This is a genomic window from Amycolatopsis sp. NPDC114478 (assembly GCF_055633805.1).
In genome coordinates this window covers 211040-235991 of record NZ_JBVKDO010000014.1, presented here as the reverse complement: position 1 = coordinate 235991, position 24952 = coordinate 211040, and the positions used below count along the sequence as shown (strand labels likewise).

The 24952-nt window shown below is 72.3% G+C and carries 35 protein-coding genes; 12 read left to right on the top strand and 23 right to left on the bottom strand.

Annotated features, from left to right (window positions below; all coding sequences use genetic code 11):
* Window positions 1-48 precede the first annotated feature (48 nt).
* The 3 genes from ACZ7OH_RS33855 to ACZ7OH_RS33845 all read right to left on the bottom strand — a co-directional run bounded on the left by ACZ7OH_RS33855 (window position 49) and on the right by ACZ7OH_RS33845 (window position 3616).
* Window positions 49-1107 (bottom strand): glycosyltransferase, encoded by a 1059-nt coding sequence (locus tag ACZ7OH_RS33855; protein WP_470284582.1) that lies wholly within the window; start codon window positions 1105-1107, stop codon window positions 49-51.
* A gap of 86 nt (window positions 1108-1193) precedes the next feature.
* The gene (locus ACZ7OH_RS33850; RefSeq protein WP_470284551.1) at window positions 1194-2675 is read right to left on the bottom strand and encodes a serine/threonine-protein kinase; all 1482 of its coding nucleotides are present in this window, start codon (window positions 2673-2675) and stop codon (window positions 1194-1196) included.
* Window positions 2676-2815: 140 nt separating this feature from the next.
* Window positions 2816-3616, bottom strand: coding sequence for an inositol monophosphatase family protein (locus ACZ7OH_RS33845; RefSeq protein ID WP_470284550.1), 801 nt, complete (start codon window positions 3614-3616; stop codon window positions 2816-2818).
* A gap of 29 nt (window positions 3617-3645) precedes the next feature.
* On the opposite strand from ACZ7OH_RS33845, the gene ACZ7OH_RS33840 reads away from it, so the two are divergent.
* Window positions 3646-4347 carry a creatininase family protein gene (locus ACZ7OH_RS33840; RefSeq protein WP_470284549.1) on the top strand — a complete coding sequence of 234 codons (702 nt, stop codon included), beginning with the start codon at window positions 3646-3648 and terminating at the stop codon, window positions 4345-4347.
* Here the strand turns inward: ACZ7OH_RS33840 and ribA are convergent.
* From ribA to ACZ7OH_RS33810, 6 genes are read right to left on the bottom strand one after another with little or no spacing between them, the layout of a single operon-like run.
* Window positions 4333-4974, bottom strand: coding sequence for a GTP cyclohydrolase II (gene ribA / locus ACZ7OH_RS33835; RefSeq protein WP_470284548.1), 642 nt, complete (start codon window positions 4972-4974; stop codon window positions 4333-4335). The two genes, ACZ7OH_RS33840 and ribA, sit on opposite strands and share 15 nt — an antisense overlap.
* Window positions 4971-5990, bottom strand: a complete 1020-nt coding sequence (locus tag ACZ7OH_RS33830) for a lysylphosphatidylglycerol synthase transmembrane domain-containing protein (protein WP_470284547.1) — start codon at window positions 5988-5990, stop codon at window positions 4971-4973. The genes ribA and ACZ7OH_RS33830 overlap by 4 nt, the downstream gene beginning before the upstream one ends.
* Window positions 5987-6841 carry a methyltransferase domain-containing protein gene (locus ACZ7OH_RS33825; protein ID WP_470284546.1) on the bottom strand — a complete coding sequence of 285 codons (855 nt, stop codon included), beginning with the start codon at window positions 6839-6841 and terminating at the stop codon, window positions 5987-5989. The genes ACZ7OH_RS33830 and ACZ7OH_RS33825 overlap by 4 nt, the downstream gene beginning before the upstream one ends.
* Window positions 6838-7905: a glycosyltransferase family 4 protein gene (locus ACZ7OH_RS33820; RefSeq protein ID WP_470284545.1), complete on the bottom strand. Its 1068-nt coding sequence runs from the start codon at window positions 7903-7905 to the stop codon at window positions 6838-6840. Before ACZ7OH_RS33820 ends, ACZ7OH_RS33825 begins: the two co-directional genes overlap by 4 nt.
* Window positions 7902-8300 (bottom strand): 6-pyruvoyl trahydropterin synthase family protein, encoded by a 399-nt coding sequence (locus ACZ7OH_RS33815; RefSeq protein ID WP_372663059.1) that lies wholly within the window; start codon window positions 8298-8300, stop codon window positions 7902-7904. Before ACZ7OH_RS33815 ends, ACZ7OH_RS33820 begins: the two co-directional genes overlap by 4 nt.
* Before the next feature lie 31 nt (window positions 8301-8331).
* Window positions 8332-9294: a zinc-dependent alcohol dehydrogenase gene (locus tag ACZ7OH_RS33810; RefSeq protein WP_470284544.1), complete on the bottom strand. Its 963-nt coding sequence runs from the start codon at window positions 9292-9294 to the stop codon at window positions 8332-8334.
* A gap of 77 nt (window positions 9295-9371) precedes the next feature.
* On the opposite strand from ACZ7OH_RS33810, the gene ACZ7OH_RS33805 reads away from it, so the two are divergent.
* Window positions 9372-10130: a CDP-alcohol phosphatidyltransferase family protein gene (locus ACZ7OH_RS33805; protein WP_470284543.1), complete on the top strand. Its 759-nt coding sequence runs from the start codon at window positions 9372-9374 to the stop codon at window positions 10128-10130.
* On the opposite strand, the gene ACZ7OH_RS33800 is transcribed toward ACZ7OH_RS33805, so the two are convergent.
* The 3 genes from ACZ7OH_RS33800 to ACZ7OH_RS33790 are packed head-to-tail and all read right to left on the bottom strand — an operon-like array spanning window position 10127 to window position 12827.
* Window positions 10127-11080: a DNA polymerase domain-containing protein gene (locus ACZ7OH_RS33800; RefSeq protein WP_470284542.1), complete on the bottom strand. Its 954-nt coding sequence runs from the start codon at window positions 11078-11080 to the stop codon at window positions 10127-10129. The genes ACZ7OH_RS33805 and ACZ7OH_RS33800 overlap by 4 nt on opposite strands.
* Window positions 11081-11118: 38 nt before the next feature.
* The gene (locus ACZ7OH_RS33795; protein WP_470284541.1) at window positions 11119-11916 is read right to left on the bottom strand and encodes an oxygenase MpaB family protein; all 798 of its coding nucleotides are present in this window, start codon (window positions 11914-11916) and stop codon (window positions 11119-11121) included.
* Between the two features lie 32 nt (window positions 11917-11948).
* Window positions 11949-12827 carry a LysR family transcriptional regulator gene (locus ACZ7OH_RS33790; RefSeq protein WP_470284540.1) on the bottom strand — a complete coding sequence of 293 codons (879 nt, stop codon included), beginning with the start codon at window positions 12825-12827 and terminating at the stop codon, window positions 11949-11951.
* 70 nt (window positions 12828-12897) lie between these two features.
* On the opposite strand from ACZ7OH_RS33790, the gene ACZ7OH_RS33785 reads away from it, so the two are divergent.
* Window positions 12898-14175: an FAD-binding oxidoreductase gene (locus ACZ7OH_RS33785; protein WP_470284539.1), complete on the top strand. Its 1278-nt coding sequence runs from the start codon at window positions 12898-12900 to the stop codon at window positions 14173-14175.
* A 3-nt stretch (window positions 14176-14178) separates the two neighbouring features.
* On the opposite strand, the gene ACZ7OH_RS33780 is transcribed toward ACZ7OH_RS33785, so the two are convergent.
* Window positions 14179-14601, bottom strand: coding sequence for a nitroreductase family deazaflavin-dependent oxidoreductase (locus ACZ7OH_RS33780; RefSeq protein WP_400895385.1), 423 nt, complete (start codon window positions 14599-14601; stop codon window positions 14179-14181).
* Window positions 14602-14704: 103 nt separating this feature from the next.
* Here ACZ7OH_RS33780 and ACZ7OH_RS33775 point away from each other — a divergent pair, with 103 nt between their 5' ends.
* Window positions 14705-15169, top strand: a complete 465-nt coding sequence (locus ACZ7OH_RS33775; protein ID WP_400895387.1) for a MarR family winged helix-turn-helix transcriptional regulator — start codon at window positions 14705-14707, stop codon at window positions 15167-15169.
* A 1-nt stretch (window position 15170) separates the two neighbouring features.
* Here the strand turns inward: ACZ7OH_RS33775 and ACZ7OH_RS33770 are convergent, their stop codons facing one another.
* The 3 genes from ACZ7OH_RS33770 to ACZ7OH_RS33760 all read right to left on the bottom strand — a co-directional run bounded on the left by ACZ7OH_RS33770 (window position 15171) and on the right by ACZ7OH_RS33760 (window position 17123).
* On the bottom strand, window positions 15171-15530 hold the full coding sequence (locus ACZ7OH_RS33770) for a PLDc N-terminal domain-containing protein (protein ID WP_400895389.1): 360 nt from the start codon (window positions 15528-15530) through the stop codon (window positions 15171-15173).
* Window positions 15531-15567: 37 nt separating this feature from the next.
* Window positions 15568-16341, bottom strand: coding sequence for a hypothetical protein (locus ACZ7OH_RS33765; RefSeq protein ID WP_470284538.1), 774 nt, complete (start codon window positions 16339-16341; stop codon window positions 15568-15570).
* A 110-nt stretch (window positions 16342-16451) separates the two neighbouring features.
* Window positions 16452-17123, bottom strand: coding sequence for a GNAT family N-acetyltransferase (locus tag ACZ7OH_RS33760; RefSeq protein WP_470284537.1), 672 nt, complete (start codon window positions 17121-17123; stop codon window positions 16452-16454).
* 137 nt (window positions 17124-17260) lie between these two features.
* On the opposite strand from ACZ7OH_RS33760, the gene ACZ7OH_RS33755 reads away from it, so the two are divergent.
* Window positions 17261-17809, top strand: coding sequence for a hypothetical protein (locus tag ACZ7OH_RS33755; RefSeq protein WP_470284536.1), 549 nt, complete (start codon window positions 17261-17263; stop codon window positions 17807-17809).
* 65 nt (window positions 17810-17874) lie between these two features.
* Here ACZ7OH_RS33755 and ACZ7OH_RS33750 read toward each other — a convergent pair whose 3' ends face one another.
* Window positions 17875-18087, bottom strand: coding sequence for a hypothetical protein (locus ACZ7OH_RS33750; protein WP_470284535.1), 213 nt, complete (start codon window positions 18085-18087; stop codon window positions 17875-17877).
* Between the two features lie 79 nt (window positions 18088-18166).
* On the opposite strand from ACZ7OH_RS33750, the gene cutA reads away from it, so the two are divergent.
* Window positions 18167-18493 carry a divalent-cation tolerance protein CutA gene (cutA, locus tag ACZ7OH_RS33745; protein WP_470284534.1) on the top strand — a complete coding sequence of 109 codons (327 nt, stop codon included), beginning with the start codon at window positions 18167-18169 and terminating at the stop codon, window positions 18491-18493.
* Here cutA and ACZ7OH_RS33740 read toward each other — a convergent pair.
* Entirely contained in the window at window positions 18490-19485 is a 996-nt protein-coding gene (locus ACZ7OH_RS33740; protein ID WP_470284533.1) for a hypothetical protein, read from the bottom strand. The genes cutA and ACZ7OH_RS33740 overlap by 4 nt on opposite strands.
* Window positions 19486-19850: 365 nt before the next feature.
* Here ACZ7OH_RS33740 and ACZ7OH_RS33735 point away from each other — a divergent pair, with 365 nt between their 5' ends.
* From ACZ7OH_RS33735 to ACZ7OH_RS33710, 6 genes are all read left to right on the top strand, one after another.
* Window positions 19851-20183 carry a hypothetical protein gene (locus ACZ7OH_RS33735; protein ID WP_470284532.1) on the top strand — a complete coding sequence of 111 codons (333 nt, stop codon included), beginning with the start codon at window positions 19851-19853 and terminating at the stop codon, window positions 20181-20183.
* Window positions 20180-20536 carry a hypothetical protein gene (locus ACZ7OH_RS33730; RefSeq protein ID WP_470284531.1) on the top strand — a complete coding sequence of 119 codons (357 nt, stop codon included), beginning with the start codon at window positions 20180-20182 and terminating at the stop codon, window positions 20534-20536. The genes ACZ7OH_RS33735 and ACZ7OH_RS33730 overlap by 4 nt, the downstream gene beginning before the upstream one ends.
* On the top strand, window positions 20523-20777 hold the full coding sequence (locus ACZ7OH_RS33725) for a hypothetical protein (RefSeq protein WP_470284530.1): 255 nt from the start codon (window positions 20523-20525) through the stop codon (window positions 20775-20777). The genes ACZ7OH_RS33730 and ACZ7OH_RS33725 overlap by 14 nt, the downstream gene beginning before the upstream one ends.
* Complete coding sequence (locus ACZ7OH_RS33720) at window positions 20774-21133, top strand: helix-turn-helix domain-containing protein (RefSeq protein ID WP_470284529.1); 360 nt, start codon at window positions 20774-20776, stop codon at window positions 21131-21133. The genes ACZ7OH_RS33725 and ACZ7OH_RS33720 overlap by 4 nt, the downstream gene beginning before the upstream one ends.
* The gene (locus tag ACZ7OH_RS33715; RefSeq protein ID WP_470284528.1) at window positions 21130-21489 is read left to right on the top strand and encodes a helix-turn-helix domain-containing protein; all 360 of its coding nucleotides are present in this window, start codon (window positions 21130-21132) and stop codon (window positions 21487-21489) included. The genes ACZ7OH_RS33720 and ACZ7OH_RS33715 overlap by 4 nt, the downstream gene beginning before the upstream one ends.
* Before the next feature lie 528 nt (window positions 21490-22017).
* The gene (locus tag ACZ7OH_RS33710) at window positions 22018-22257 is read left to right on the top strand and encodes a helix-turn-helix transcriptional regulator (protein WP_470284527.1); all 240 of its coding nucleotides are present in this window, start codon (window positions 22018-22020) and stop codon (window positions 22255-22257) included.
* A gap of 69 nt (window positions 22258-22326) precedes the next feature.
* On the opposite strand, the gene ACZ7OH_RS33705 is transcribed toward ACZ7OH_RS33710, so the two are convergent.
* The 5 genes from ACZ7OH_RS33705 to ACZ7OH_RS33685 all read right to left on the bottom strand — a co-directional run bounded on the left by ACZ7OH_RS33705 (window position 22327) and on the right by ACZ7OH_RS33685 (window position 24937).
* Window positions 22327-22665 carry a hypothetical protein gene (locus ACZ7OH_RS33705; RefSeq protein WP_470284526.1) on the bottom strand — a complete coding sequence of 113 codons (339 nt, stop codon included), beginning with the start codon at window positions 22663-22665 and terminating at the stop codon, window positions 22327-22329.
* Window positions 22662-23441 (bottom strand): hypothetical protein, encoded by a 780-nt coding sequence (locus tag ACZ7OH_RS33700; RefSeq protein ID WP_470284525.1) that lies wholly within the window; start codon window positions 23439-23441, stop codon window positions 22662-22664. The genes ACZ7OH_RS33705 and ACZ7OH_RS33700 overlap by 4 nt, the downstream gene beginning before the upstream one ends.
* Window positions 23441-24082 carry a hypothetical protein gene (locus ACZ7OH_RS33695; RefSeq protein ID WP_470284524.1) on the bottom strand — a complete coding sequence of 214 codons (642 nt, stop codon included), beginning with the start codon at window positions 24080-24082 and terminating at the stop codon, window positions 23441-23443. The genes ACZ7OH_RS33700 and ACZ7OH_RS33695 overlap by 1 nt, the downstream gene beginning before the upstream one ends.
* Window positions 24072-24323 (bottom strand): hypothetical protein, encoded by a 252-nt coding sequence (locus ACZ7OH_RS33690; RefSeq protein ID WP_470284523.1) that lies wholly within the window; start codon window positions 24321-24323, stop codon window positions 24072-24074. Before ACZ7OH_RS33690 ends, ACZ7OH_RS33695 begins: the two co-directional genes overlap by 11 nt.
* Window positions 24324-24397: 74 nt before the next feature.
* Complete coding sequence (locus ACZ7OH_RS33685) at window positions 24398-24937, bottom strand: hypothetical protein (RefSeq protein WP_470284522.1); 540 nt, start codon at window positions 24935-24937, stop codon at window positions 24398-24400.
* Window positions 24938-24952: the final 15 nt, after the last annotated feature.

The following is a 24952-nucleotide window of genomic DNA, read 5'->3' as shown; positions in this document are numbered from 1 at the left end:
AGGGCGGACTTCGGGTGACTGCGGTGGCCGGCCGCGGCTCGGCTGGCGTCAGGCGACGATGCGCGGCTCGGACGCCAGCCTCGACAACGCCTCCGTGAGCCGCCGGGCCGCGACGTTCCACTCCTCAAGCGCGCTGCCCCGGCCCAACGCCGCCGTTCGCAGCGATCGTCTCAGCTCCGGGTCCGCGTACCAGCGGTGCAGCGCGTCCGCCAGCGCGAACGGGTCGTTCGGCTCCACCAGTACCCCCGGCATCTCGCCGTCCGCGTCTACGCCGAGCGCGTCGTACACCCCGCCCACCTCGGTGGCCAGTACCGGGATGCCGCGGGCCAGCGCCTGCGCGATGCACATCCCCGACGTCGGCGCGCGCGCCGGGATGACCAGCAGGTCCGCCGCGTTGTAGGCCGCGCCTAGATCCACCGCGTCGCCGGTGAGGGTGATCCGGCCGCCGAGGCCGAGCCGCTCGATCGACCAGCCGAGCTCGTCGACGTACCCCGGTTCCACCTCGAGCGAGCCCGTCATTACGCACGACAGCGCCAGGTGGTCGACCTCGCCGAGGGCTTGGACCAGCAGGTCCTGGCCGTTGCGGCGGGTGACGTCGCCGACGCAGAGCAGGCGGGAGACGCCGTCCGCGCCCGCGGCGAGCGGCGCCGCGTCGGTGCCGGGCTTGGCCACGTAGACGCGGCCCGGGTCGAGGTCATGGCGGTCGATCAGCAGCCGGGCCAGCCACGGGCTGGTCGCGACGACCATCCCGGCCATTCGCAGCGTCTCGCGCTCGCACGCGTCCAGCTCCGCCGCGTGCGCCGGGTCGAGGCCCGGCTCGTCGGCCAGGGCCTGGTGCACCAGCACGGCCAGCCGCAGCCGCCGCGCGTGCGGCACGACGATCTCGGGCACGCCGGACGCGATCACGCCGTCGAGCAGCACGACCGTCCGGTCCGGCAACGCGGCCAGGGACCGGGCCAGGCGACGGCGGGCCGTCGCGTCGGGCGTCGGCCAGTCGCCGGCGATCGGCAGCTCCAGCACGGGCTGGCCGACGGCGGGCAGGTTCTGGCACATGCGCTTGTCGTACGTGTCCGCCGCCGGCGGCACGGCCGGGAGGAGGAACACCATCGGGTCGGCAGGCCTCATCGCTCAACCTCCAGCGGGATCGACGGCGGGACGCCTCAACCGTCACACGCGGCCTGGAGCTGAACGGTTCAATTCTGGGCGTCGATCATCCAAGTGCCGTTCACCTGCACCATGGTGAAGGTGTCGTTCTCGGCCTGACCGCCGTTGTAGAGGACCCGCGCGGTGACCCGGTTCGGGCCGGCGTCCTTCACGTTGGTCGCCTCCACCGACTTGAACTGCTTCCACCAGTTCACATACCGCTCGTACGTCTGGTGGCGCGACGCCCTGAAGTTGTCCGTGAGCAGCTTCCACGCCTCCGCCGGGTTGTTCGGCAGCAGCGAGTAGTAGGCGGACAGGGCCTGGGCGGCGCTCTGGGTCGACGACACCGGCGAAACCGGCGGCGACGTCGGCGGCGTCGTGGTCGACGGAGGCTGCGAAGCCGAAGTCGCGGGGGACGGCGTCGTCGAAGGTGTCGCCGATGCGGAGGTCGACGTCTGCGGCGCCGCGGGCGGGGCGGCGTTGTCCTGCGGCGGCTGCTGGCGCACGACCAGCAGGATCGCGACGACGACCGCGATGCACAGCAGCGCCGCGCCGGCCCCGACGGCGATCAGGCCTTTGCGCGCGCCCGGTGTCACCGCCGCGACCTCGCCACCCGGCGGGACGGCGACCGTGGCCGGCACGGTCGCCACCGCGGACACCGAGGCGGCCTCCGTCTCCGGGATCGTCTCCGCGAGCACCGACTCGCCGGGCTCCGCGTCCGGCAGCAGCGCCCGCAGCTCCTGCTCGACCTCGTCCATCGACGGCCGGTCGGCCGGCTCGGTCGCGAGCATCCGCAGCAGCAGCGGGGTCAGCCGGCCCGCCTTCTCCGGCGGCTCGATCTCCCCGCTGGACGCCTTGTAGAGCAAGGCGATCGGGTTGTCCGCCGTGCCGAACGGCGACTTGCCCTCGACCGCCGCGTAGAGCGTGGCGCCGAGGGAGAAGACGTCGGCGGCGAAGCTCGCGTCCTCGCCGCGGGCCACTTCGGGCGCGAGGTAGGCGGGCGTGCCGGCGATCTCGCCGGTGGCCGTCAGCTTGACGTCACCGATCGCGCGGGAGATGCCGAAGTCGGTGATCTTCGCCGTGCCGTCCTCGGACACGAGGATGTTCGCCGGCTTCACGTCGCGGTGCACGATCCCGACGCGGTGCGCGCCGGCCAGCGCCGAGCTGATCTGCGCGCCGACGCGGACGGCGTCGTCCACCGACGCCGGCTCCTCGCCGATGACGATGGCGAAACTCTTGGACGGCAGGTATTCCATGATCAACCACGGCCGGTCCTCCTCTTCGAGGACGGCGAACACGGTGATCGCGTGGGAATGCTGGAGCCGGGCGGCGATCCGCGCCTCGCGCATCGCGCGGTTCTTCGCCTCTTCGGTGCGCGTCTCGTCGTGGTCGTGCGGGAGCAGGAGTTCCTTGATCGCCACGGTGCGGTCGAGCATTTCGTCCTGCGCCCGCCACACCGTGCCCATCGCGCCGCCGCCGATCGGCTCCAGCAGCCGGTACCGATCGCGGATCCGGCGACTTTCCACGAGCATCCACCATTCTCAAAAAGTGTGCCGACGAGATCCGGCCAGCATGCCAGGATCATCCGCCGGCCGGTACCAACGTAGCCGAAAACCTTGGACGGGCAGCGCAATCGCGCGCTGTGGCGCTGCCCACCGTGTACCCCGGAATCTTAACGAACAACCCCGTACGCGCGATCAAGTGCGTCCACGATCTCCTTGCGCAGCCCCGCGGCGACCGCGATCGTCGACGACGAACCGACCGTGTGCTCGCTGCCGTCGCGGTCCACGACGGCCCCGCCGGCCTCGCGCACGAGCAGCACGCCGGCCATGGTGTCCCACGGGTTGTTGGACAGGATCAGTGCGGCATCGAGCTTTCCGTCCGCCACCCAGGAGAGGTCGATCGCCGCGGTGCCGAGCATCCGGATCTTCTGCGCCCGCGCGCCGAGGTCCGACAGCAAACGCAGCCGGGTCGCGTTCTTCTCCTCCGCCAGCCGGCCGATCGCGAAGTCGCCGACGGCGATCATGGCGTCGGACATTTCCGTCGCGGCCGACGCGCCGACGCGCTCTCCGTTCGCGAAAGCACCTTCGCCGCGCGCGGCGGTGTAGGTGACACCGAGGTACGGCAGGGCGATCGCGGCGACCGTGCTGTGCTCGCCGTCCACCAGAGCCAAGGAAATCCCGCAGAGTGGAATTCCACGGGCGAAGTTCGCGGTGCCGTCGATCGGGTCGAGCGCCCACCAGCGGCCGCCGGCGTCACCGCTGCGGCCGCGCTCCTCGCCGAGGACGCCGATCTCCGGCGTCTCCGCGGTGAGGAACTCCCGCAGCGCGTCCTCCACCGCCGTGTCGACGTCGGTCACCAGGTCGCGATCGCCTTTCGCGGAAACGGAAAAGCTCGGGCGCGACCGGACGATCTCCGTCGCCTTCGCCACGGCTTCGCGCGCGACGTCGAGTAGTGCGGCATGCTCGCTCATGACTCCAACCTAAGTGAAGGGACGTGCTCATGACCGACCTCTTCCCGCTCGCCACCAGCGTCGACGAGCAGGAGCGGGACGCGGGGGTCGCGGTGCTGCCGGTCGGCAGCTTCGAGCAGCACGGCGCCCATCTCCCCCTCTCCACCGACACGGTCATCGCGGCGACGCTCGCGAAGGCCGTCGCCGGCTCCTACCCCGTCCTCCACCTGCCGCCGATCACGATCTCCTGCTCGCACGAGCACGCGGGGTGGGCCGGCACGGTGAGCATCTCGGCCCGCACGCTGCACGCCCTGGTCACCGACGTCGCCGCGTCGCTGAAGGCGTCCGGGATCGAGCGGCTCGTGCTGGTCAACGGGCACGGCGGCAACTACGTACTGTCCAATGTGGTCCAGGAGGCGGCCGGCGCGATGGCGCTGTTCCCCGGCGTCGCGGACTGGCAGGCGGCGCACACCGCGGCCGGCCTGCGGACGTCGCTGGACGACGACATGCACGCCGGCGAGCTGGAGACGTCGATCCTGCTGCACGCCCACCCGCACCTGGTCCGGCCGGGCCACGCGGACGCCGACCACGTCACCGACCGGGACCACCTGCTGACGCTGGGCCTGCGGGCGTACACGGAGTCGGGGGTGGTCGGCCGCCCGTCGCTGGCGACCGCGGCGAAGGGGCACGTCGTGCTGGACACGCTGGTCCAGCGCTTCGCCGGCGTCCTCGAGGCGCTAGGCGCCGGATAGATGCGGGAGCAGGTGGTCCATCCGCTCGGCTTTCGTGCGCAGGTACCGCAGGCTCTCCGGGTTCGGCGGAACCAGCAGCGGGACCCGCTCGCTGATCCGGATTCCGTAGCGGGTGAGCTGCTCGACCTTGCGCGGGTTGTTCGACAGCAGCCGCACCGACCGGACGCCGAGGTCGGTCAGGATGCCCGCCGCCGCGTGGTAGTCGCGGGCGTCGACCGGCAGGCCCTGTGCCACGTTCGCGTCGACCGTGTCGAGGCCCTCGTCCTGCTGCAGCCGCATCGCCTCGAGCTTCGCGAGCAGGCCGATCCCGCGGCCCTCGTGGCCCTGGACGTAGACCACCACGCCCGCGCCCTCCTCGACGATCCGGTCCAGCGCGGCCGCCAGCTGGTCGCCGCACTCGCAGTGGGTCGAGCCGAAGACGTCGCCGGTCAGGCACTCGCTGTGCACCCGGACCAGTGCGCCGAGCGGGGCGACGTCGCCGTGGACCAGCGCGACCTGCTCGGTGCCGGTGCGGTCGAGGTAGCCGACCGCCCGGAACGTCCCGTGCCGGGTCGGCAGCCGGGTTTCGACGACCCGCTCGACCACGGCCCGGCGCGGCAGATCCCCGAGGATTTCGCTTGCGGTCATGTCTGCAACCCCACTTCCGATTCGATCCCGGCGGCGGCCGCGGTGCGCGGAGCAGGCACGACACCGGTGTGCGGAGCGCGGGCCACGCGGAACCCGGCGACGCTCCGGACGAGCAGGACACCGGCGCCCGGCAGGCTCGCGACCAGCGTGAGCACGCCGTAGACGACAGCGACGGTGACACCTTGGGCGGCGCCCAGACCGGCCGCGCCGAAGAGCAGGGCGCAGACGCCCTCGCGCGGGCCGAAGCCGCCGACGTTGAGCGGGAGGCCCATCGCGAGCAGCGCGAGGACCATCAGGGGCACGAGCTGCCACACCGGCGCGTCGACCCCGGCGACGCGGGCGGCGACGACGAACAGCGCCAGGTGCCCGGCCAGCGTCGCGGCCGACAGGAAGCCCACGCCGGGCCAGGTCTCGCGGGTGAACAGGCCGAGCCGCAGGTCGGCGAGGGTGACGGCGAAGCCGCGGCGGAACTTAGAGGGGCTGTGGATCCAGCGTCCGCCGAACACCCGGCCGGCGACGACCGCGGCGACGGCGGCCAGCACGACGACCACCCCGGTGACCGTCACGACCTCGCGGAACGCACCCGGCACGACGTCCGGTGAAACCAGCACGACGGCGACCGCGGACGCGATCAGCACGAGCTGCCCGGCGGTGCGCTCCAGGACGACGGCGCGCACGCCGCGCGGCACGTCACCCGAGTCGCGGCCGTGCTGCACCGCGCGGTGGACGTCGCCGAGGACGCCCGCGGGCAGCACGCCGTTGAGGAACAGCGCGCGGTAGTAGTCGGCGACGGCGGTGCGCAGCGAAAGCCGCAGGCCGAGCCGCGTGGCGACGATCTGCCAGCGGCCCGCGCTGAACAACGTCGTCGCGAAGCCGATGACCAGGGCGGCGAGCACGCCGGGCACGCTGATCCGGCCGAGGCCGTCGAGGAACGCGGCGCTCCCGAGCTGCCAGACGAGGACGCCGAGGATGGCGAAGGCGCCGAAGATCCGCAGCCAGGCCAGCGCGCGCTTCACGCCGCCACCTCCCGGCTCGGCGGCAGGACCAGCAGGTCGCCGTGGTGGATCACCGCGCGCAGCTCGCCGGCGCGCGCCATCTCGAGCCGGCGCTGGAGGTAGACGTCGGCGACCGGACGCAGCTCCGGCAGCTGCTCGACGGCGGCGCCGACCCAGCCTTCGAGCCACTGCCGCTGCAGTTCCGCCTGGTCCGGGCCGAGCCGCCAAGCGCTTTCGGCGCGCCGGACCGTGGCGCCGAGCCGGCCGAACGCGGTCGCGGCGACGTCCAGCGCGTTCGGGCCGAGCAGCCGGCGGCCGCCGGTGATCCGGCGCTGGTGGGCGTTGAACGCGGCGGCGATCGCGGGGTCGAGCGGGTCGGCGGGCGAGAGCTCCACCCGGCCGGTCACCGAGAGCATCAGCAGCGCCGCGCAGCCGGCCTCGACGACCGCCTGAGCCAAGGCCGTGACCTCGTCCCGGGTCAGCAGGTCGAGCAGGGCGGACGCGGTGACCAGCGACGTCCCGGCGAGGTCGGCGGCCCGCAACGCGGTGACGTCCCGCTGCTCGGCGACGACGTCGACGGGGCTGCCGTCCAGCGCCGTGGCCGGCAGGGCGGCGCGGGCGCGGGTCAGCAGCTCGGTGTCGTGGTCGTGCAGGATCCAGTGCTGCGTGCCGGGCAGCCGTGCGGCCAGCCAGCGGCCGAGCGAGCCGGTGCCGCAGCCGAGGTCGCGGACGGTGAAGTCCTCGGGCAGGTGCGCGCGCAGCGGCTCGAGCAGCTCGGTGGCGCGGGCGGCGGCGTCGGCGGGTTCGCGCAGGTACAGCCACTCGGGGGCGAACGCGGCAGTGCTGGTTGATTCGCTCGCAGGCTCACTCATGCCGCCGCCTCCTGCCGCTGCAGGATGTCGGCGATCCGGCGGGCGGTGTCGTCCCAGCTGGTCAGCGTCCCGCGGCGCAGCTTCGCCGAGGCGCGCAATCGCGTCCGCAGGTCGGGCTCGGTGAGCCAGCGGCGCAGGGCGGCGCCGAGCGCCTCGACGTCGTCGCCGGGCACGAGCAGGCCCGGCACCGAGCCGTCCGGGGCGACGCCGACGGTGTCGGGCAGCGCGTCGACGTCGGTGGTCAGCACCGGCACGCCGCGGGCGAGGGCCTCGGTGACGACCATGCCGAAGGTCTCGGCGCGCGAAGGCAGCACGAGCAGGTCGGCGGTGTGGTAGGTCGCGGCCAGCGCCGCGCCCGTCCGGGGGCCGGTGAGCGTGAAGCGGGCGCCGAGCCGGTGCTCGCGCAGCCGCTCGACGTACTTCGTCTCGCGGCGGATCCCGCCGACGCACTCGCAGGTCCAGCGCAGGTCGGCGACGGTTTCGAGGGCCTGGGCGAGCAGGCCCTGGCCCTTGCGCGGGGTCACGGTGGCCACGCAGACCAGCCGGGACATCCCGTCGGTGCCGACGGCGGGCGGCGCGGGGTCGACGCCCGGCGGCACGGCGTGCACGCGGTGCGGGGCGAGGCCGTGGTGCTCGACCAGCCGGCGCGCGGCCCATTCGCTGGTCGCGACGACCGAGCTCGCGGCCTGGAGCGTGTCGCGCTCGAGGGCGTCGAGCTCGGCGGCGAGCGCGGGCGGCAAGCCGGTCTCGTCGGCCAGCGGCAGGTGCACCAGCACCGACAGCGAGAGCCGGCGCGCCTGCGGGACGATCACCTCGGGCACGCCGCAGGCGACCAGGCCGTCGAGCAGGACCGCGGACCCGGTGGGCAGCGCGGACAGCAGGTGGCCGAGGACCGCGCGGGCCTCGGTGTCCGGGCGCGGCCAGGTGCCGGAGACGGCGATCTCGTGGACGTCGAAACCCGCCTCGACCAGGCGATCGCACATCCGCCGGTCGTAGGTGTTGCCGCCGCTCGGGACCGACGCGTCGTCGATGTCCCCGGGGAGGACCACGTACAGGCTGGTCACAGCGCACGCTCGTAACTCGCCCAGGCGACGTGCGATTCCTTCAGCGAGACGGCGATGCCTTCGAGGCCGCGCGCGCCTTCGCCGAGGCGTCCGGCGTGGACGGCGTCGGCGAGGCGGTCGGCGATGACCTTGGCGAGGAACTCGGTCGAGGTGTTGATGCCCTTGAACACCGGCTCGTCGTCGAGGTTGCGGTAGTTCAGGTCGCTCAGCACCGCCCCGAGCTCTTCCGTGGCCTTGCCGATGTCGACGACGATGTTGTCCTCGTCGAGCTCGGCGCGGCGGAAGGTCGCATCCACCACGAAGGTCGCGCCGTGCAGGCGTTGCGCGGGACCGAAGACTTCCCCGCGGAAGCTGTGGGCGACCATCACGTGGTCACGGACGGTGATGCTGAACACCAAGACCTCCGATGCGTTCGGGTGGACGTGGTCACTGCGGCTGATACACAACACGGAGGCAGAGGGCGGAAAGTTCATTCGCGGCCAACCGGGGTAACACGGTGGGAAGATCCTCAAACATGCACTCGCCGCTGACCAGCGCTTCGAACGCCGGATCGGCCAGCAGTTCGAGGGCGAGGCCGAGCCGCTGGGCGTAGTCGCGGTCGGGCCGCGCGACCGTCCCGACCTGGCTGCTGCGGATGGTCAGCCGTCGCGAATGGAAGTTCTCCCCGAGCGGCACGCTCACCCGGCGGTCGCCGTACCAGGACATTTCGACGACCTCGCCTTCCGGCGCGAGCAGCTCCAGCGCGCGGGCGAGACCGGCTTCCGACGCGCTCGCGTGCACGACCAGGTCGCAGTCGGCCTTCGCGGCTTCGGGCGTCGAGAAGTCGACGCCGAGCGCTTCGGCGATCTCCTCGCGTGCCGGGTCGACGTCGATCAGCTGCACGCGAGTGGCCGGGAAGCCCTGGAGCAGTTTCGCGACGCTGCAGCCGACCATCCCGGCGCCGACGACGGCAATCCGGTCGCCGAGCTGCGGCTTCGCGTCCCAGACGGCGTTCACCGCGGTCTCGACGGTGCCGGCGAGGATCGCGCGGCCCGGCGGGACGGCGTCCGGCACCGGCGTCACGGCGCTCGCGGGGACGACGAACGCGGTCTGGTGCGGGTAGAGGCAGAACACCGTCTTGCCCTCGAGCTCGGCCGGGCCCCGCTCGACGACACCGACGTTGAGGTAGCCGTACTTGACCGGACCCGGGAACTCGCCCTCCTGGAACGGCGCGCGCATGACGTCGTGCTGGCTCGCCGGGACGCCGCCGCGGAAGACGAGCGTTTCGGTGCCGCGGGAGACGCCGGAGAAGAGCGTGCGGACGAGGACTTCGCCGTGTTCCGGCTCACGAAGCGTCACGGACCGGAGCTCGCCTTCGCCGGGACTTTGAACCCAGAAAGCCTGTTCCACGTGTTCTCCCTTGCAGGCGACCGGAGGCTGTGTCGCCGCCACCTTATGAGCAGCCGTGCCGATTCGCGGAGTAAAAGATGATCAAGAACGAGGTTCTCCTACGCTCGGTGGTACCCCTGTCGGTGCTCGCCGCCGGGGTCTTCGCGAGCGGTGTCCTCGCCGGGGCGACCGGGCTCGCGTACGGCGTGGCGCTGGTGCTGCTGACGGGCTGGGGCCTGCGGCGCAGCGGCCGGGGCGCGTTCGGCCCGGCGGACTGGATCACGTTCGCCCGTGCGGTCCTGGTGGGCTGCGCGGCCGAGCTGATCGCCGCCGGCGGTCACCCGCTGTGGTGGCTGGTCGGCCTGGTCGGGGTGGCCCTGGCGATGGACGGCTTCGACGGCCAGGTCGCCCGCCGCACGGGCACGGCCTCGGAGTTCGGCGCGCGGTTCGACATGGAGGTCGACGCGTTCCTGATCCTGCTGCTGTGCATCCAGGTGTCCCGGACGCTGGGGCTGTGGGTGCTGGCGATCGGCTTGATGCGGTACGCGTTCGTGGCGGCTTCGTGGGCGTTCCCGTGGTTGACCGCGCCGCTGTACCCGAGCATGGCCCGCAAGACGGTGGCCGCGGTGCAGGGTGTCGTGCTCCTGGTCGCGGTGTCCGGTTTGCTTCCCTCGGCTCTCTCGTTCGCGTTGGTCGTGGCGGCGCTGGGGTCGCTGGTCTGGTCGTTCGGCCGGGACACGGTCTGGCTGGCCCGCCACCGCGAGCAGGTGGAGCCGGGCCGGATCGTCGAGATCACCCGCGCGACGCTGGGCCGCCCGCACGGCGCCGCCTGGCGCGGCCACAACCAGGCGGCTTAGCCCGACTCGCGGGCCGCCCGGGCCCGGCGTTTGCCCTCATGCATCGCCACCACCCGGGCGATCGGGATCGTGTGCCCCTCCGCCACCAGGTCGTCCGGCAGCGCGAACGGCTCCGGCATCTCCGCCGTCCACGGGTCACCGCCGTCCAGCAAACCCGGCACGGTGTGGACCGTGAAGTCCGCGGGCTTGACGCCGTCGAGGTCGGCCCACGCGACCGGGAACGACACCGGCGCACCCGGGCGGTGGCGGGGGCTGTAGACCGACACCACCGTCGCGCCGCCCGCGCGCGTCGAATCCAGGAACACCTTGCCCTCACGGCGGTCCTTGACGAACTCCGTCGTCCCGAGCGCCGGGTCGATGCGCTCGGCGCGGGCCGCGACCGCCCGCGTCGCCGCCGCGATGTCCTCGGTCGACTGGCCGGGCGCGAGTGGCACGAACACGTGCACGCCCTTGGAACCGCTCGTCTTCACGGCGCCGTCGAGGCCGTCGTTGCGCAAGGCTTCGCGCACCAGCTTCGCGGCGCCGACGGCCAGTGAGAACGGTCCGTCTTCGGGCGGGTCGAGGTCGAGGATGAGGTGCGTCGGGCCGTTGCCGGGCTCGCCGCGGTAGAGCGACGTGTGGAACTCGATCGCCCGCTGGTTGCCGAACCAGATCAGCGTGCGGAGGTCGTTGCAGAGTGCGTAGTGGACGTCCCGTTTGGACGTCTCGGCCCACACGCTGACCCGCTCGACCCAGTCCGGCGTGTACTTCGGCAGGTTCTTCTGCATGAAGGGGCCTTGGCCGCGCAGCACCCGCAACACGGTCAGCAGCCGGTCGCGCAGCTCCGGCAGCATCCGGCCGGAGACGGCTTCGAGGTAGTCGAGCCACTCTCGCTTGGTCACCCCGGCGCCCGGGAAGACCTCCTGGTCGAGACTGCTCAACTTGACGCCGTGGCGTACCTCGTCGCTCATCGACCTACCCTCGCGCCCTCGCGGGAGGCGGTCAACTCTCAAACGAGCGGACGCCCGGCCCGCAGCCGGCGGCGCAGGTCCCAGAGGCAGGCGTTGTACGGGAACCGCCGCAGCGGGCCGGGCAGTACGCGCGTCACCCGGCCGATGGCCGCCAGGAGCGTCTCGAACCTGCTCTGATCCGCGGCCGTCCAAGGCAGGCGCATCTCGTCGCGGAAGTGCTGCGGCAGGAAGCCCGTCGTGACGAAGCGGCTGAACCGCCGGCCGAGCGCTGCCGCCGGCGACGGCAGGAACCGCAGGTCGACGAGGTCGGTGAGGTACCGGCGGATGGTGTCGTCGATGCCGGTCGCGGCGACCCCGGCGGTCCAGTACTCCTCGAAGGCGGCTCGGTCGGCCGGCCACATCTCCGGGCGGACCTGCAGCGTGGTGCCGAGCCGGGCGGCGTCCCGGTAGAACGTGGCCGGTTCGCCGCCGACGAAGGCCAGGTAGACGTCTTCGAAACCCTTGTACAGGCAGGCCGCGACCCACAGCTGGAGATCGGTGTCGAAGGCGTTGTACGCGACCGGACTGTCCGCGGTCGACCGCACCTGGGCGTGGGCGGCGTTGACGCCGCGGCGGTAGGCGGCGCGTTCGGCGTCGGTGCCCATCGAGGCGACGGCGAGGTAGGTCAGCGTGGTCCGCGTCCGCTTGAGCGGGTGCCGGAAGAGGTTCCCGCTGTCGACCTTGCTTTCGAGCACGCCGTACCCGACGGGCGCGCGGGACAGCTGCATGATCACGTTGGCGGTGCCGGCCAGCAGCCCCGCCCCGACCACGGCGTCCTCGAGCGCGGTTTCGGTCACGCCATCCAGGGAACGACACTGTTGACGACGTGTCAAGAGCGGTAGCTGCCCCGGGCGAACGCGATCAAGGCCCGGGCCGCCGGGCTGAGCGGCCCGTCGGTCCGCCACGCCAGCGCCAGCACGCCCCGCAGCCCGGGCCCGGCGATCGTCACGACCCGCAGCTCCCCCTCGTGGTAGCGGGCCAGCGACTCCGGCACCACCGCCACACCCAGGTCACGCATCGCCAGCTGCACCAGGACGTTCGGGTCGGCCGCCTCGAACGCGATCCGCGGCGTCAGCCCCTCTCGCACGAAAGCCGCGTCCAACGCCGTGCGCAGGCCCGTGCCCTTCGGCAAGGCCATCAAGGGCAGCCCGGCCAGGTCCGCGATCGCCACCTCGGCCCGGTCGGCGAGCAAGCCCGACGTCACCGCCACGAACGGCTCGTCGATCAGGACCTGCGTCGCGATGCCCGGTGGCGGGTCGGTCGCCAGCCCGACCACCGCCAGGTCGAGCCGGCCTTCACGCAGGGCCGCCAGCATCTCGTCCGAGTTCGCCTCGGAGAGGGTGATCTCGACCGCCGGGTAGCGCTCGTGGAAACGGGCCAGCAGGTCCGGCAGCTTCACCGGCCCCGCCGACGTCACCGCGCCGATCGCGACCTGGCCGCGGACCAGCCCGGCCAGCTCGTCGACGGCTTCGCGCACCCCCTTCACCGCCGCCAGCGCCGCCCGCGCGTGCGGGAGCGCGGCGGCGCCGACGTCGGTGAGCCGGACCGTGCGGCCCGACCGGTCCAGCAGCTCCTGCCCCAGCTCCCGCTCGAGCCGCTTGACCTGCGCGCTCACCCCGGGCTGGGCGACGTGCAGCCGTTCCGCCGCGCGCGTGAAGTTGCCTTCCTCGGCTACGGCGACGAAGTAGGCGAGCTGATGGAGTTCCATAAGCACTGATTCTAGTCGTCAGAAAAGCTAGATCTTGGACTTCTGATCGTCGCGGCCCGAAGCTGGAGACATGCAGACATTCCGTCCCGGCGAGAACGGTTACGCCGAAGAGATCGCGGGTTTCCAGACGTCCGTGGCCACCCAGCCCGCGGTGGTCGTCGCCGCCGAGAGCGCGGACGACGTCGTCGCCGCCGTGACGTACGCCGGCGAGCACGAGCTGGCCGTCACCGTCCAGGCCACCGGGCACGGCCGGACCGCCGGCACCGACGGCCTCCTCATCAGCACGCGCCGGATGACCGACGTCGAGATCGACACCGTCGCCAAGACCGCGCGGGTCGAAGCCGGGGTCCGCTGGGGCGCGGTGATCGAGGCCGCCGCGAAGCACGGGCTGGCCCCGCTCAGCGGCTCGTCGCCCGACGTCGGCGTCGTCGGCTACACGCTCAGCGGCGGCTTCGGGCTGATGGCCCGGCGCTACGGCCGCGCGGCCGACCACGTCCGCGCGATCGACGTCGTCACCCCCGACGGCGAGCTCCGCACGGTGACGCCGGGGTCCGAGCTGTTCTGGGCCCTGCTCGGCGGCCGTGCCGGCCTCGGCGTCGTCACGGCGCTGGAGTTCGGCCTGGTCCCGGTCACCGAGCTGTACGGCGGCGGGCTGTACTTCGACGCGGCGGACCTGCCCGCGGTGCTGCGCGCGTGGCGGACGTGGGCGGTGGCCGCGCCCGACGAGCTGACGACGTCGATCGCGGTGGTCCCGCTGCCCGACCTGCCGTTCCTGCCCGAGCCGATCCGCGGTAAGCACGTCGCGAACATCCGGATCGCCTACCTCGGCGAGGACGGCGACCGGCTCGTCGAGCCGCTGCGGACCGCCGCGCCGGTGCTGCTCGACACGCTGAAGCGGTTGCCGTACACGGATTCCGGCTCGATCGCGAGCGACCCGCCGCACCCGCACCCCTACCACGGGACGAACGCGACGGTGGAGGTCCTGAACGACGCGATGCTGGCGTCGATCGTCGAGCACGCGGGCCCGGGCGCGCCGGTGGAGACGGTGCTGATCATCGACCGGCTGGGCGGCGAGCTGGCCCGGCGCCCGGCCGGCGGCGTCGGCTGGGACGCGACGGCGGAGTTCGTGGTGCGGGCGCTGTCGGTCGTCGAGGACGACGTCGACACGATCCGCCGCGCGCACGCGAAGCTGTTCGACGCGCTGGCGCCGTGGTCCACCGGACGGCTGCTGCCGTTCCTCTACGGCGAACACTCGGCCGCGGAGCTGGCGACGGCCTTCCCGGCCGGGGACCGCGCCCGGCTGACACAGCTCAAGGCGAAGTACGACCCGGCCGGGCGGTTCGGCTGAGCGTCAGCGCTCGAGGACGACGATCGGGATGAGCCGCGTGGTCTTCGTCTCGTAGTCGGCGAAGCCCTCGGCGTGCGCGACCATGCCCGCGTACAAGCGGTCGCGCTCGGCGCGGTCTTCGATCACGGTGGCCGTGGCCTCGAACTTCTCGGTGCCGACCTCGACGGTGACCTTCGGGTTGGCGACGAGGTTGTGGAACCAGGCCGGGTTCTTCGGCGCGCCGCCCATGGAGGCGGCGATCACGAGGCGGTCGCCGTCGCGGGTGTAGACCAGCGGCGACAGGCGCTCCTGGCCGCTCTTGGCGCCGATCGTGGTGAGCAGGAGCACGTTCTTGCCCTCGAACATGCCCTTGACCACACCGCCGTTGGCCCGGAACTCCTCGACGACCTGGTTGTTGAACGCGTTCATGTCAGCTGGCGCGGTCATGGATTCCCCTGTTCTGGCCGGTACGCTCGACCGGGTGTGGAGTACGCTCGGGTCCACCCGAAGCGTTTGCTTTGCAAACAAAGCTACCGACGGGAGGCAGGCGGTGTCAACGGAGGCCGGACCGAGTGTCGAGGACGGTGTGCGCCGGCTCCTGCTGTTGATGCCGCGCCTGGTGGGCCGCGCGAAGCGGACGCCGGTGCCCGAGGAGCTCAACGGCTGCGCGCTCGCGCCCCGGCACCTGTCGCTGCTGTCGTACCTGCTCTTCGACGGGCCGATGACGGTCACCGAGCTGGCCGGCCGGCTGGAGGTCGCGCCGACGACGGCGAGCCTGATGGTCGGCGACCTGAGCCGCCAGGGCGTGCTGAACCGCGACGAGGACCCGGCCGACCGCCGCCGCACGATCGTCAGCATCACGCCGGACAAGCGCCCGGCGGTCGACGAGTGGCTGGCGCGCGGCGCGAAGGCGTGGAGCGACGCGCTGGCGCCGTTGACGCCGGCCGAGCGCCAACTGGTGATCTCGACGTTGGAGGCCTACGAACGCGGAACGTGCGAAGGGCCGGGCTGCTAGCTCAGTCCTCCGCGCGCTTTTCGCGGGCCAGCTTGCGCTGCGCCTCCGCGCGTTCGCGGCACTTGCGGAGGAACTCCTCGTCGTCGTCCGGGTTCCCGGCCGCGAACCGGCCCGGCCGGTCGTACTCCGGGTACGCCGGCGCGTTCCGCTCGTACGGCCCGCGCACCCGCGCCGCCGGCTGCGGACGGCCCGCCACCAGCCAGACGATCGACCCCACCAGCGGCACCACCAGCACGACCAGCAGCCACAAGCCCTTCGGCAGGTTTCGGCAGGACAACTCGTCCGTCGTGATCACGTCGACCAGGCAGAAGATCCACAGCCCGAGCGTGACGAAGCCCAGCAGGCCATCGAAATACAGCAATTCCCGCGCCTTCCCCAGAAGATGAACGCGGTAATTCTTAGCAGAACCCCCCGGCGTTTCGGTTCCGGGTCACCCGCAGCACAGCGGGCATCCGAAGATTCGGCGCCGGCACCCACGCCGGTTCCGCTTCTGTCAGGCGAAAACCGCGCAGCGCCTGGAGAACGCCGGTGGCGAGGGCGATCGCGTGCCGCGAGCCCGGGCATTCGCGCGGCCCGGCGCCGAACGGCGTCCCGGTCAGCTCGACGACGACGTCCTGCCCGTCCACCCGGCGGCGGGTGCTCAGCACCGGCGGCTGCGCTCCGGCGACCGCCTCCTCGGGGGTGCTTCCGTTGCGCGCCAGCAGGAGCGCGTTCCCGATCAGCCCGGCGGTGGCGTCGCACGCCTGGACGAGCAGGCCGATCCGCGCCGCCGCGAGTTCGGTCGGTCCGCCGCACCCGGAGAGCAGCCGGCCCAGCGCCTCCTCCGCGGCGGCGTCCGGCACGACGTGCGGGTGGTAGGCGGCCGCGACCGCCACCACGTCGGCGGGCGTCACCAGCAGGCCCAGCTCCCCCGCCAGCACGGCGATCGGCACCGGCCGCGCGACCACGGCCATCACGTCGACGCCGTCGCCGAGCACCCGGCTCGCGACTTCGAATGCCTTGCGCCGCAACACTTCCGGGTCAACTTGAGCCAACGCCGAAACCGCGAGAGCGCGCCGGCGGACGTGGTCGGGACCATTGCTGAACCGGGAAACCGACGCCCGCAGCCAGGCCACGCTCCCCAGCGGGACGTCGACGGGAACGGGCGGAACCGGAGCGGAAAGCGAAGTCATAGGGCGAAGGTAGCCACGGAAAACGTCGGCGACGACCGAACCTTCTACAGTGTCATCCGGGGCTTCGCCCCGGGCCGGGGGCTCCGCCACCCGGAACCCCCGAAAAGCTACTAGAGCGACGCCGGGAACCAGGTCGCTTGCGGACCACCGCACCGCGTCACCCGCGGCACCGCGTGCTCGAACCACCAGGCCTCGGTGACGCGGCCGTCCGGCAGCCGGTAGGTCGGCGGCCCGGCGACGCGCGCGAGCCCCGCGGCCTGCAGCGAACGCGCGCTCGCGATGTTGCCGACCTCGGCGCCGGCGCGGACCCGCGGCAGGCCGAGGTGGTCGTGCGCCAGCGTCAGGCCGGCGGCGAAGAGGACCCGGCCGTTGCCGCGCCCGCGGTAGTCCGGCGCGAGGTAGCCGCCGGTCTCCGGGCCGCCGTCCTCCCCGGTGTGCACGCTCACCAGGCCGACGCACCGGTTGGCCTCGACGTCGATCATCACGAGGTCGACCGACTGCGGATCGGGCGACACCCAGTCCGGGCCGGTCCCGGGCACGACGCGCAGCGCGTCGGCCCGCGCGCCCCGCGCGACGATGGAGTCGGCTTGCCAGCCGAGCCACCGCTGGGCGGCGGGATCACTGCCGCACGCGACGGCGGCGGCGTACTCCCACGCGGTCGGCGTCCGGAAGAGGAACCGCCCCTCGCGCAGCACGTGGCCCTGCCGGTCGCAGGTCCGCTTGGTCATCAGGCGCCCGCGGCGGGTGAGCCGGTCGAAGATCCCCTTGGTGGCTGGCAGCATCGCGGCGAAATCGTAGCGGAGCGATCGGCGCGCGAGTTGTTATTGTGGCCCGATGACGGGGGCTCCGGCCTCTACCAGCGGGAACGCGATGACCGTGGGACGTACGTGGGACGAAGGGCCTACTACGAGAGGCCCCAATGCGCTCCCAGACGCACCCTATCGCCCTTCGATTCTTCGCCCTCGTCGTCGCCGTCGCGGCCGTCGCCGGTCTGCTCCTCGGCGTGGCCCCCGCGCACCAGGCCGACGCCGCGACGCCGGCCTGCGACCGCGCCGCGCTCGTCGACGCGCGGCGCGGTCAGCTCGGCCGGTTCGGCGTCGAGTGGCGCGTCGGCACCACCCGGCCCGACGCCTGGGGCGTCACGTTTCCCGACGAGGGCGTCACGGTATCCGAGCTGGTGCCCTGCAACCCCGATCTGATCGTGTCCATCGTCAACCACGAGTGGATGCACACCCAGCAGCAGCGCGCGTACCCGAACTCACGGCTCCGGTCCCGCGCGTACGGCCGGTACGTCGAGACGGTCGCGGACTGCGGGTCGCTGCTGCTCGGGTCGCGGTACACCCCGTACCTCGACGAGCGGGCGCACGAGACCTGCCGGGCGGTGGTCGGGTGCACCGGGTTCGAGTACGGCGCGGCGCGCCGGCTGCTCGCGGCGGCCGGGCACGCATCCGCGGCCGACGCGTCCTGAGACGACGAAAGCCCCGTAGGTGGCCTCACGGGGCCACGTACGGGGCTTTCGTGCGCGTGCGGGACTTACTGCTGTTCCGCGGCCTCCGCCGCCTTCCTCGCCTTGCGCTTGTGCAGCCGGTCGCCGAGTGAACCCTCGGGGTACTTGCTCACGACGAGGCCCTGCGCCTCGGCCTGCCGGCGCGCGATCTCGGTCTGCTTGGCGATGTTGCGACGCTTCTTCCGGCCGAACACGGCACCTCCCTGGTCGACTACCCGCCCGACGGCGTGGTCCGCCATCGAAGTCGCCCACCTCGGGCGCGCTGTTACGGATCACGGACAACGGATCAGCGCGCCCGTGCGCCTCTAGGCTGACCGCATGGCTGTTCACCTCCTCGTGACTACGACGACCCCCGACCGCGCGTCTGCCGCGAAGATCGCCGGATCGGCGGTGACCGCGCACCTGGCGGCCACCGCGCAGGTCACCGGGCCAGTGGCGTCGTTCTTCTGGCACCTCGGCGAGCAAGGCGAGGGCGAAGAGTGGAACGTGACGTTCAAGACCACGGACGCCCGCTACGCCGAACTCGAAGCGCACATCGTCGAGCACCACCCATGGGACAAGCCCGAGGTGACCGCCGTCGAGCTCGCGCGGGGCTCTGCCGGCTATCTGCGGTGGATCGAGGAGTCGACCAGCGCGGAAGCCTAGACGCCCAACCGGGTCAGCAGCTCGCCGACCGTCGGCGTCGACCGGTACCGCGCCAGCTGGCGAGCGACGGCCTGAATCCGGATGGCCGGGCGCACCGAGCTCACCCCGGCGGCCAGGTCGGCGGCGCGCGTCAAGGTCGCGGCGGCCTGCTCGACCTCGTGAGCGTGCAGGTAGGACGTGGCGAGCCAGGTCAGGTACAGCGCCTTGTCCCGCGCGTGCGTGTCGTCGAACCCGGACAGCACGCGCTCCAACACCGGCACCGCCCGCAGCGGACGGCGCAGCTCGGTCCAGCACCGACCGGCCATGATGTCGATTTCGGCGTCGTTCACCCAGAACACCCAGTCCGGATCGGGCCGGTCATCCCGGACCTGCAGCGCCTCACGGGCCAGGTTCAGCGCCCGGTCGGCCTCCTGGGGCTCGCGCGCCGTCGCGTGCGCCCACGCCTTCCGCTCGAGCAGCAGCGCGTTCACCTTCGGCGTGGCCATCGGGCGGGCGACCTCGCACGAGTCGGTCGCCAGCGCGGTCCCGCTCTGGGCGGTGGTCGTCTGCTGGTAAGCGGCGTAGGCCAGGGCGTTTCCGGCGAGGTCGAGCGCGCCGGCCTCTTCGGCGGCTGTCCGGCTGTCGGTGTAGAGCCGCTGGGCGAGTGCGTGCTGGCCGTGGTCGAACGCCGCCCATCCGGCCTGCTGCTGTTGCTCGGCCAGCAGCGCCCGCAACTGCTGCCCGATCTCGCCCGAATGGCTGGAATCGCGGAGCAGCTGGTGGGTGAAATCGACCTCGGCGGAGTAGACCGGGAAGGTCTCCGCGCCGCCCATGATGTTGTCGAGGCGACGGAGGCGAGCTGTCCGGCGGCGCAGTTCGTCGACATCGGATTGACCGATTCGGCGCGCGGTGGGTTGGTCGGTGCGGGCCAGCGGAATCGCCAGGGCGGCCATTGCACCGATGAACTCGCGCCGCTGCACTACCTCTCCCGTCTTCGCCTTTCGCCGTTTCATGCGAGTCACCGCGACGGCTTGCCGAATTTCGTGCACGTCGATCTCGAAGCTCGCGGCGATGTACTCCTGCCAGAACGGCGTCGGCAATCGACGCTCGGACTCCCACCGCGACACTTCGTTCCGGGTGACGGGCCTCCCCGAGATCTCGGAAAGCACCTCAGCCAGGCTCGCCTGAGAACGACCAGATTCGTCGCGCCGGCTCCGGAGCAGTGCACCGATTCCTTGCTGCTCCACTCGTACTCCTCGCGGTTCTCGCCTCGCCAGGTGGCCATCATCGCCCTGGCCCCCGGTTCTGGCCACCCCCTGCGAATGGCCACCTCTCCGGGCTCCTCCTACCAGGCATTATCGCTCCTAGCGTCAACCGCGTGACGACGCGCGACCCGCACAACATCCCCGGCACTGTGGCAACGCTGGCCAGTGACGCCACGGCCGCCTACCGCCACACTCTCGCCGGAGCCGATTACGTGCCGCGCCGCTTCGCTCGCGGGGATAGCAGCCGCCCGGATGAGATCCACTGGTTCTACGAGCCGCGACTCCGGCCCGGCGTCTACGACGGACAGACCCTCTGCACTCCTGGCCCTAACTCGCTCGGCATGTTCCTCCCGAACAACCAGCTGTCCGAGCACCTCGAGGGCGGCGTGCCGTGCGAGAAGTGCAACGCCCGTTGGCCGCTCCCCACCGTGAGCGCCGACCGGTGACCGCGCTCGACGACCGGCCACTCACCCGCCTGCAGCTGCTGCCCCCCGGTGCCCGCTGGGAGTGGCGCCTCTTCGACGCCGACGGCCGCGCACACCTCTACCTCGTCGCCGAACTCGCCAACCCTCGAATGGACCTGCTGCGGCCGTGGTGCCTGCTCGGCCCCGGCTACCCACTCGAACACGACCGGCACGAACTGGGCCCGCGGGGCGCGCTCCCGCGCCGAGCCCAGGTCTGCCCGTCGTGCGCTGCCCACACCTGGGCTCGTGTCCCGCACCCCCGGGCCGAGACCGAGTGCGGTGGCGTGTTCGTCGGCGACCTGTTCGAGGTGGTGACCCGCGATGCACGCGCGTGACCGCCAGCTCCTCGCCGGGCTGGCCCGGACGAACACTGAGATCGGGCAGGTCGTCGTCGAGCTACTGAGCCTGCAGGACAGCGACGAGAAGTACGCAGCGGGCCTGCGGACCATCGGCCGCCAGCTGGTGCAGATCGGCGCCCAGCTCGCCGCACGGGCCGGCGAACTCGACGGCCGGGTACTCGGCGCCGCCGAGCTACTGGCGGAGCAGCAGCCAGAGTCCGGGACGGAGGCGCCGTGATTGGGACTTCCGAACGGGCGCCCATCCCCGACGACGTGGTGCGGGAACTGGCGGAGCACTACGCGGCCGGCGAGACGATCGAAGGGCTGGTTGCGCGGTACCCGTACAGCTACCGCAAGATCCGGACGGCGTTGCTGGATGCCGGGGTCACGCTGCGGCCGCCGCGCATCCCTCTTCCCCCGACCCCGCCCGGGCTGGTCAACGCCTATCGCGGCGGGCGGTCGATTCGGCAGCTCGCGACGACCTACGGCATGTCGTACAACCAGACGCGGAACGTGCTGCTGGCCGAGGGAGTGGAGCTGCGGGGGCGCGGCGCGCCGAGCTTGGAGCCGTCGCCGCGCGGGGGTCTCCGGTGACGCCTGAGGAGTGGGCTGTTCGCGAGCAGCAGGAGGCCGCCGAGCGTGCCCGCCGCAACGCGGCCATGGTGCAGGCGTTCCTGGACGGCGCCACGATCACCAAGGTCGCCGAGCGGTTCGACCTCTCGCCGAACTGGACCGGGCAGATCCTGCGCGCCTGCGGCGCGCCGCTGCCGACGAGCGGCCAGGGGTTCGCGCTCGACCTCGACTTCCGCCCGTACCGCCGGAGGTACGAGGCGGGCAAGACGGTGCGCGCACTGGCCGACGAGGCCGGGATCTCCTACAGCGCGATGCGCCGCGGCCTGGCGAGCGCCGGCACCGAATTCCGGTCCCGCGGCACGCCCCCGCGGAGATGACTCCCGGCCGACGCGTCTGCCCTCCCTCCCCTCGTGGCGGGCGCGCCGGCCGGGTTCCAGACCGCCGCCCACACCGTGCCGTGGCGGCGGAGTCGGGTCCGGTGCGCGGCTACGGCCGGCCTTGCCGGGCGCACCGGACCCGGACTTCACCTGCTCACCGCACTGAACCAAAGGACGGTCGATGCCGCGCAACCCCGCAGGACCAGGACCGACGAGGCCGGGACCGGGCAAGGACAGGCCTACCAGCCCGACGCGCGACAACCCCGGCCCACAGCCCCGTCCGATCCAGCCGCCACCCCCGAGGCGCTAGGAGAAGCCATGCCCAAGAGGCCGACACCTCGCCGGCGCGACCGCCGGAGCTGTCTCGCCGGAGGCCAGGACGGGAAGGTGGTCTACGACGGCCTGGCCGGGAGCTACCCCCCGCAGCAGCCAACCGGCCCGACTCGACCGGGCGACCCGTACCGATCGAGTTTGTTCCGCTGGGCGCAGCACCCGCCGGAGCAGGACGACGAGAGTTAGGATCGGGCTATGCGGTCAACCCGGGAAATGCGCAAGCTGGCGGCGGTACTCCTCGCGGGGGCCACCGATGCCCGCTTCTACCCCGAGGACCTGCGCCGCGCTGCGCAGGTGCATAGCAGGCGGCTCTACCCGATTCTGAACAAGATGCAGGACCGCGGCTGGCTCGCGGACGGGTGGGACGAACCCGACAAGACCCACCGCTACTACGTACTTACCGACGAGGGTCGGCGCGAGCTGGCCAGGCCGTAGCCGCCCAGCGCTGGACACGACGAAGGTCCCCGCACCGAACCGGTGCGGGGACCTTCGCGCATGAGGTGCCTACCGGTCGTTGGTGATCACCGGCCACCCCGGCGGTGGAGCCTCCGGCAGGCTCGTCACGACGGGGGTTCCGTCCCCGCTGGTGCCGTAGCTCGGCGGCTGGTTCGAGCCGAGCAGCAGCCGCGTCGCCCACGGGGGAAGGTACGCCTCGACGGCGCGCAGGCCGGCGTACACGCCGGCGAACACGAGCGGCACGAGCACCGTCCGGCCGAGCCCGTCGAGCGCGCCGGTGACGCTGGCCGGCAGGCCGAGTCCGACGAGGTAGGCGATCAGCGAGGACCAGAGGCCGGGCACGATCGTGCGCAGCCACGACACCAGCCGGTCGCCGAGCCCGCTCACTGGGCACCGCCGAGCAGGGCGCCAGCGCGGTCGGTGACGGCTTGGGCGATCTGCTCGGCGTCCTGGTCGCTGATCGCGTCGACCTTCTGCACCTCGGCGACGAGCGCCGTGGTGAGGGCGGGGAGCAGCTTCGCGGCGATCTCCTCGGCCGACGCCCCTCCCGCCTTGGCCGCCAGCGCGGTGACCTTGGCGTCCATGTCCTTGAGGAACGCGGCGAAGTTGCGGTTACCGTTCGTGTCGAAAACGTTGCCCCACATCAGCTTCGCGAAGTCGTCGGGGGTGAACATGTCGTCCTCCTTGTCGGGCCCGTCCACGCCGGGCCAGTAGTCGGCGACGACGGACACGTCGACGCCCTGGTAGTCGAGCAGGTACTGCGCGGCGATCGCGCCGTCGGGGATCACCGGCGAGCCGCTGGCGGTGGCGATCCAGTAGAGCGGCGGTGCTACGCCCTGGGCGGTGAAAGCGGCCTTGACCTTCGGCCAGGTCGAGCGGTTGCAGTAGATGACCGGGTGCGCGAACCCATCCCGTCGGCGTTGCGCGGCCCAGCCGGGCGCCTGCTCGGGCGTGGCGTCGCCGGGCTCCACGTCGAGCACGTGACCGTCCCGGGTGGACGCCTTCTTGACGATGGTCACCTTGCGGGCGTTCGGGAAGAGTGCCCAGTCGCCCGCGTTCCACGGTTCCAGCTTGATCTTGTCGATGTAGCCGGCCACCAGCGCGGGCGTCCGGTTGTGGTTCAGGATGTTCCGTGCCGTGACGGCGTCGTACATCGTGCGCATCAGCTACCTCCGGGGTCGGGTGGGTCGGTGCTCGGTGGCCTCGAGGTGTTGGGGTCGACGCACGCCTTGCCGGTGTAGGTGGAGCCGTCGGGCGCGGTGATCACGGCGTCGCGCAGCTCGTAGCCGTCCGGGCACGTCGGCCCCGGCGGGCCGGCCGGACCTTCCTGACCGGCCGGCCCGCGACACTGGTCAGGCTCGGCCATGCACGCTGGGGTCTGGCCGTCCTTTCCGTTCGTCCCGTCGGCGCCGTTCTTCCCGTCCTGGCCGTCGGTCCCGTCGGTGCCGTTCTGGCCGTCGGCGCCGCGGCACTGGCTCGGCTCGAAGTAGCACGGCGCCGTCTTGCCGTCCGTCCCGTTGCGACCGTTCCGGCCGTCCCGGGCCGCGGCCGGCGCCGGAGTGGCTTGCACTTTCGCGGCCTGCTCGCACGCGCGGCCGAGCTCGGCCGCAGCGGGTCCGCCCTTCGCGCACGCCTCGGCCACCTGGTCGGCCAGCGACCTCGCCGCGCCGGCCGCCTGGTCCCGCTCGGTCGTCGCCGTGCTCGCGGCGTCGCGCGCGACAACCTGGCCGTAGACGAGCCACCCCACGCCGCCGAGGGCGACCAGCGCCAGGACCAGCGCGACGATTCCGGTCCTACCCCGCATCAGGCGCACCTCCCGCCCGTCGCTCGGCGGCCGCGGCGCGGTCCTCGGCGGCGCGGCGCAGCTCGCGCTCCTCGTCGAGCCGCGTGTTCAGTTTGTCCACTTCGGAGCGAAGCTCGGCGATGTCGCGCTTCAGCTCGGCGATTTCTTCGTCGTGCGCTTCGTTCACCCGCTTCAGCTCGGCGGTATTGCGTCGGTCAGCGATGACCAGCAGCCGCGCCAGGTAGCCGATGATCCCGGTCACGACGGCCCCCGTTCCGCCGGTGGCGAGCAGACTTCCCACATTCACCCGTCACCTGCCCTGCTCACGGCGGATCATCAGGCCGCCCAGATCTTGAATTTGGCGAACCGGTTGGTGACCGCATTGGCCGTCGCCGACCCGCTGTAGTAGTAGGCGCTGATCTGCGTACCGGCGTCCAGCCAGATGGTGCCGGCCACGAACACGTCGCCGTAGCCGGTCGTGGCCAGGCCGGGCAGCAGCAGCGTCGCGTCCGCGTAGGGCGCGGTGGTGACCGCCATCGAGTCTCCCGCCGCCGGGATGCTCTTGCGGCACTGGGCGTAGATGTTGTACGGGCGGCTGGCCCCGATGGTCCACGTGTCGGTCCCGTTGAACGTGATCCCGTTAGCCGGCCTGGTGTTGGTCGGAAACGTCAGCTTGGTAGCAGTACCGGTGACCAGCGACTGCCCGGTGTTCGCTGCCCACTCGCCGCCGACGGGCACGGCCGCAGCTGCTGTGGAGTCGGCGAGGGCGCCCACGGTGGTCTCGATAGCCTGCTCGGCGTTCTTGAGGTACAGGGACAGATTCGGTGGGTCGGTGACCTCCGGGTATGCCCAGCCGTATCGCGCGGTGTTGCCCATGACTGGGCTCCTTCC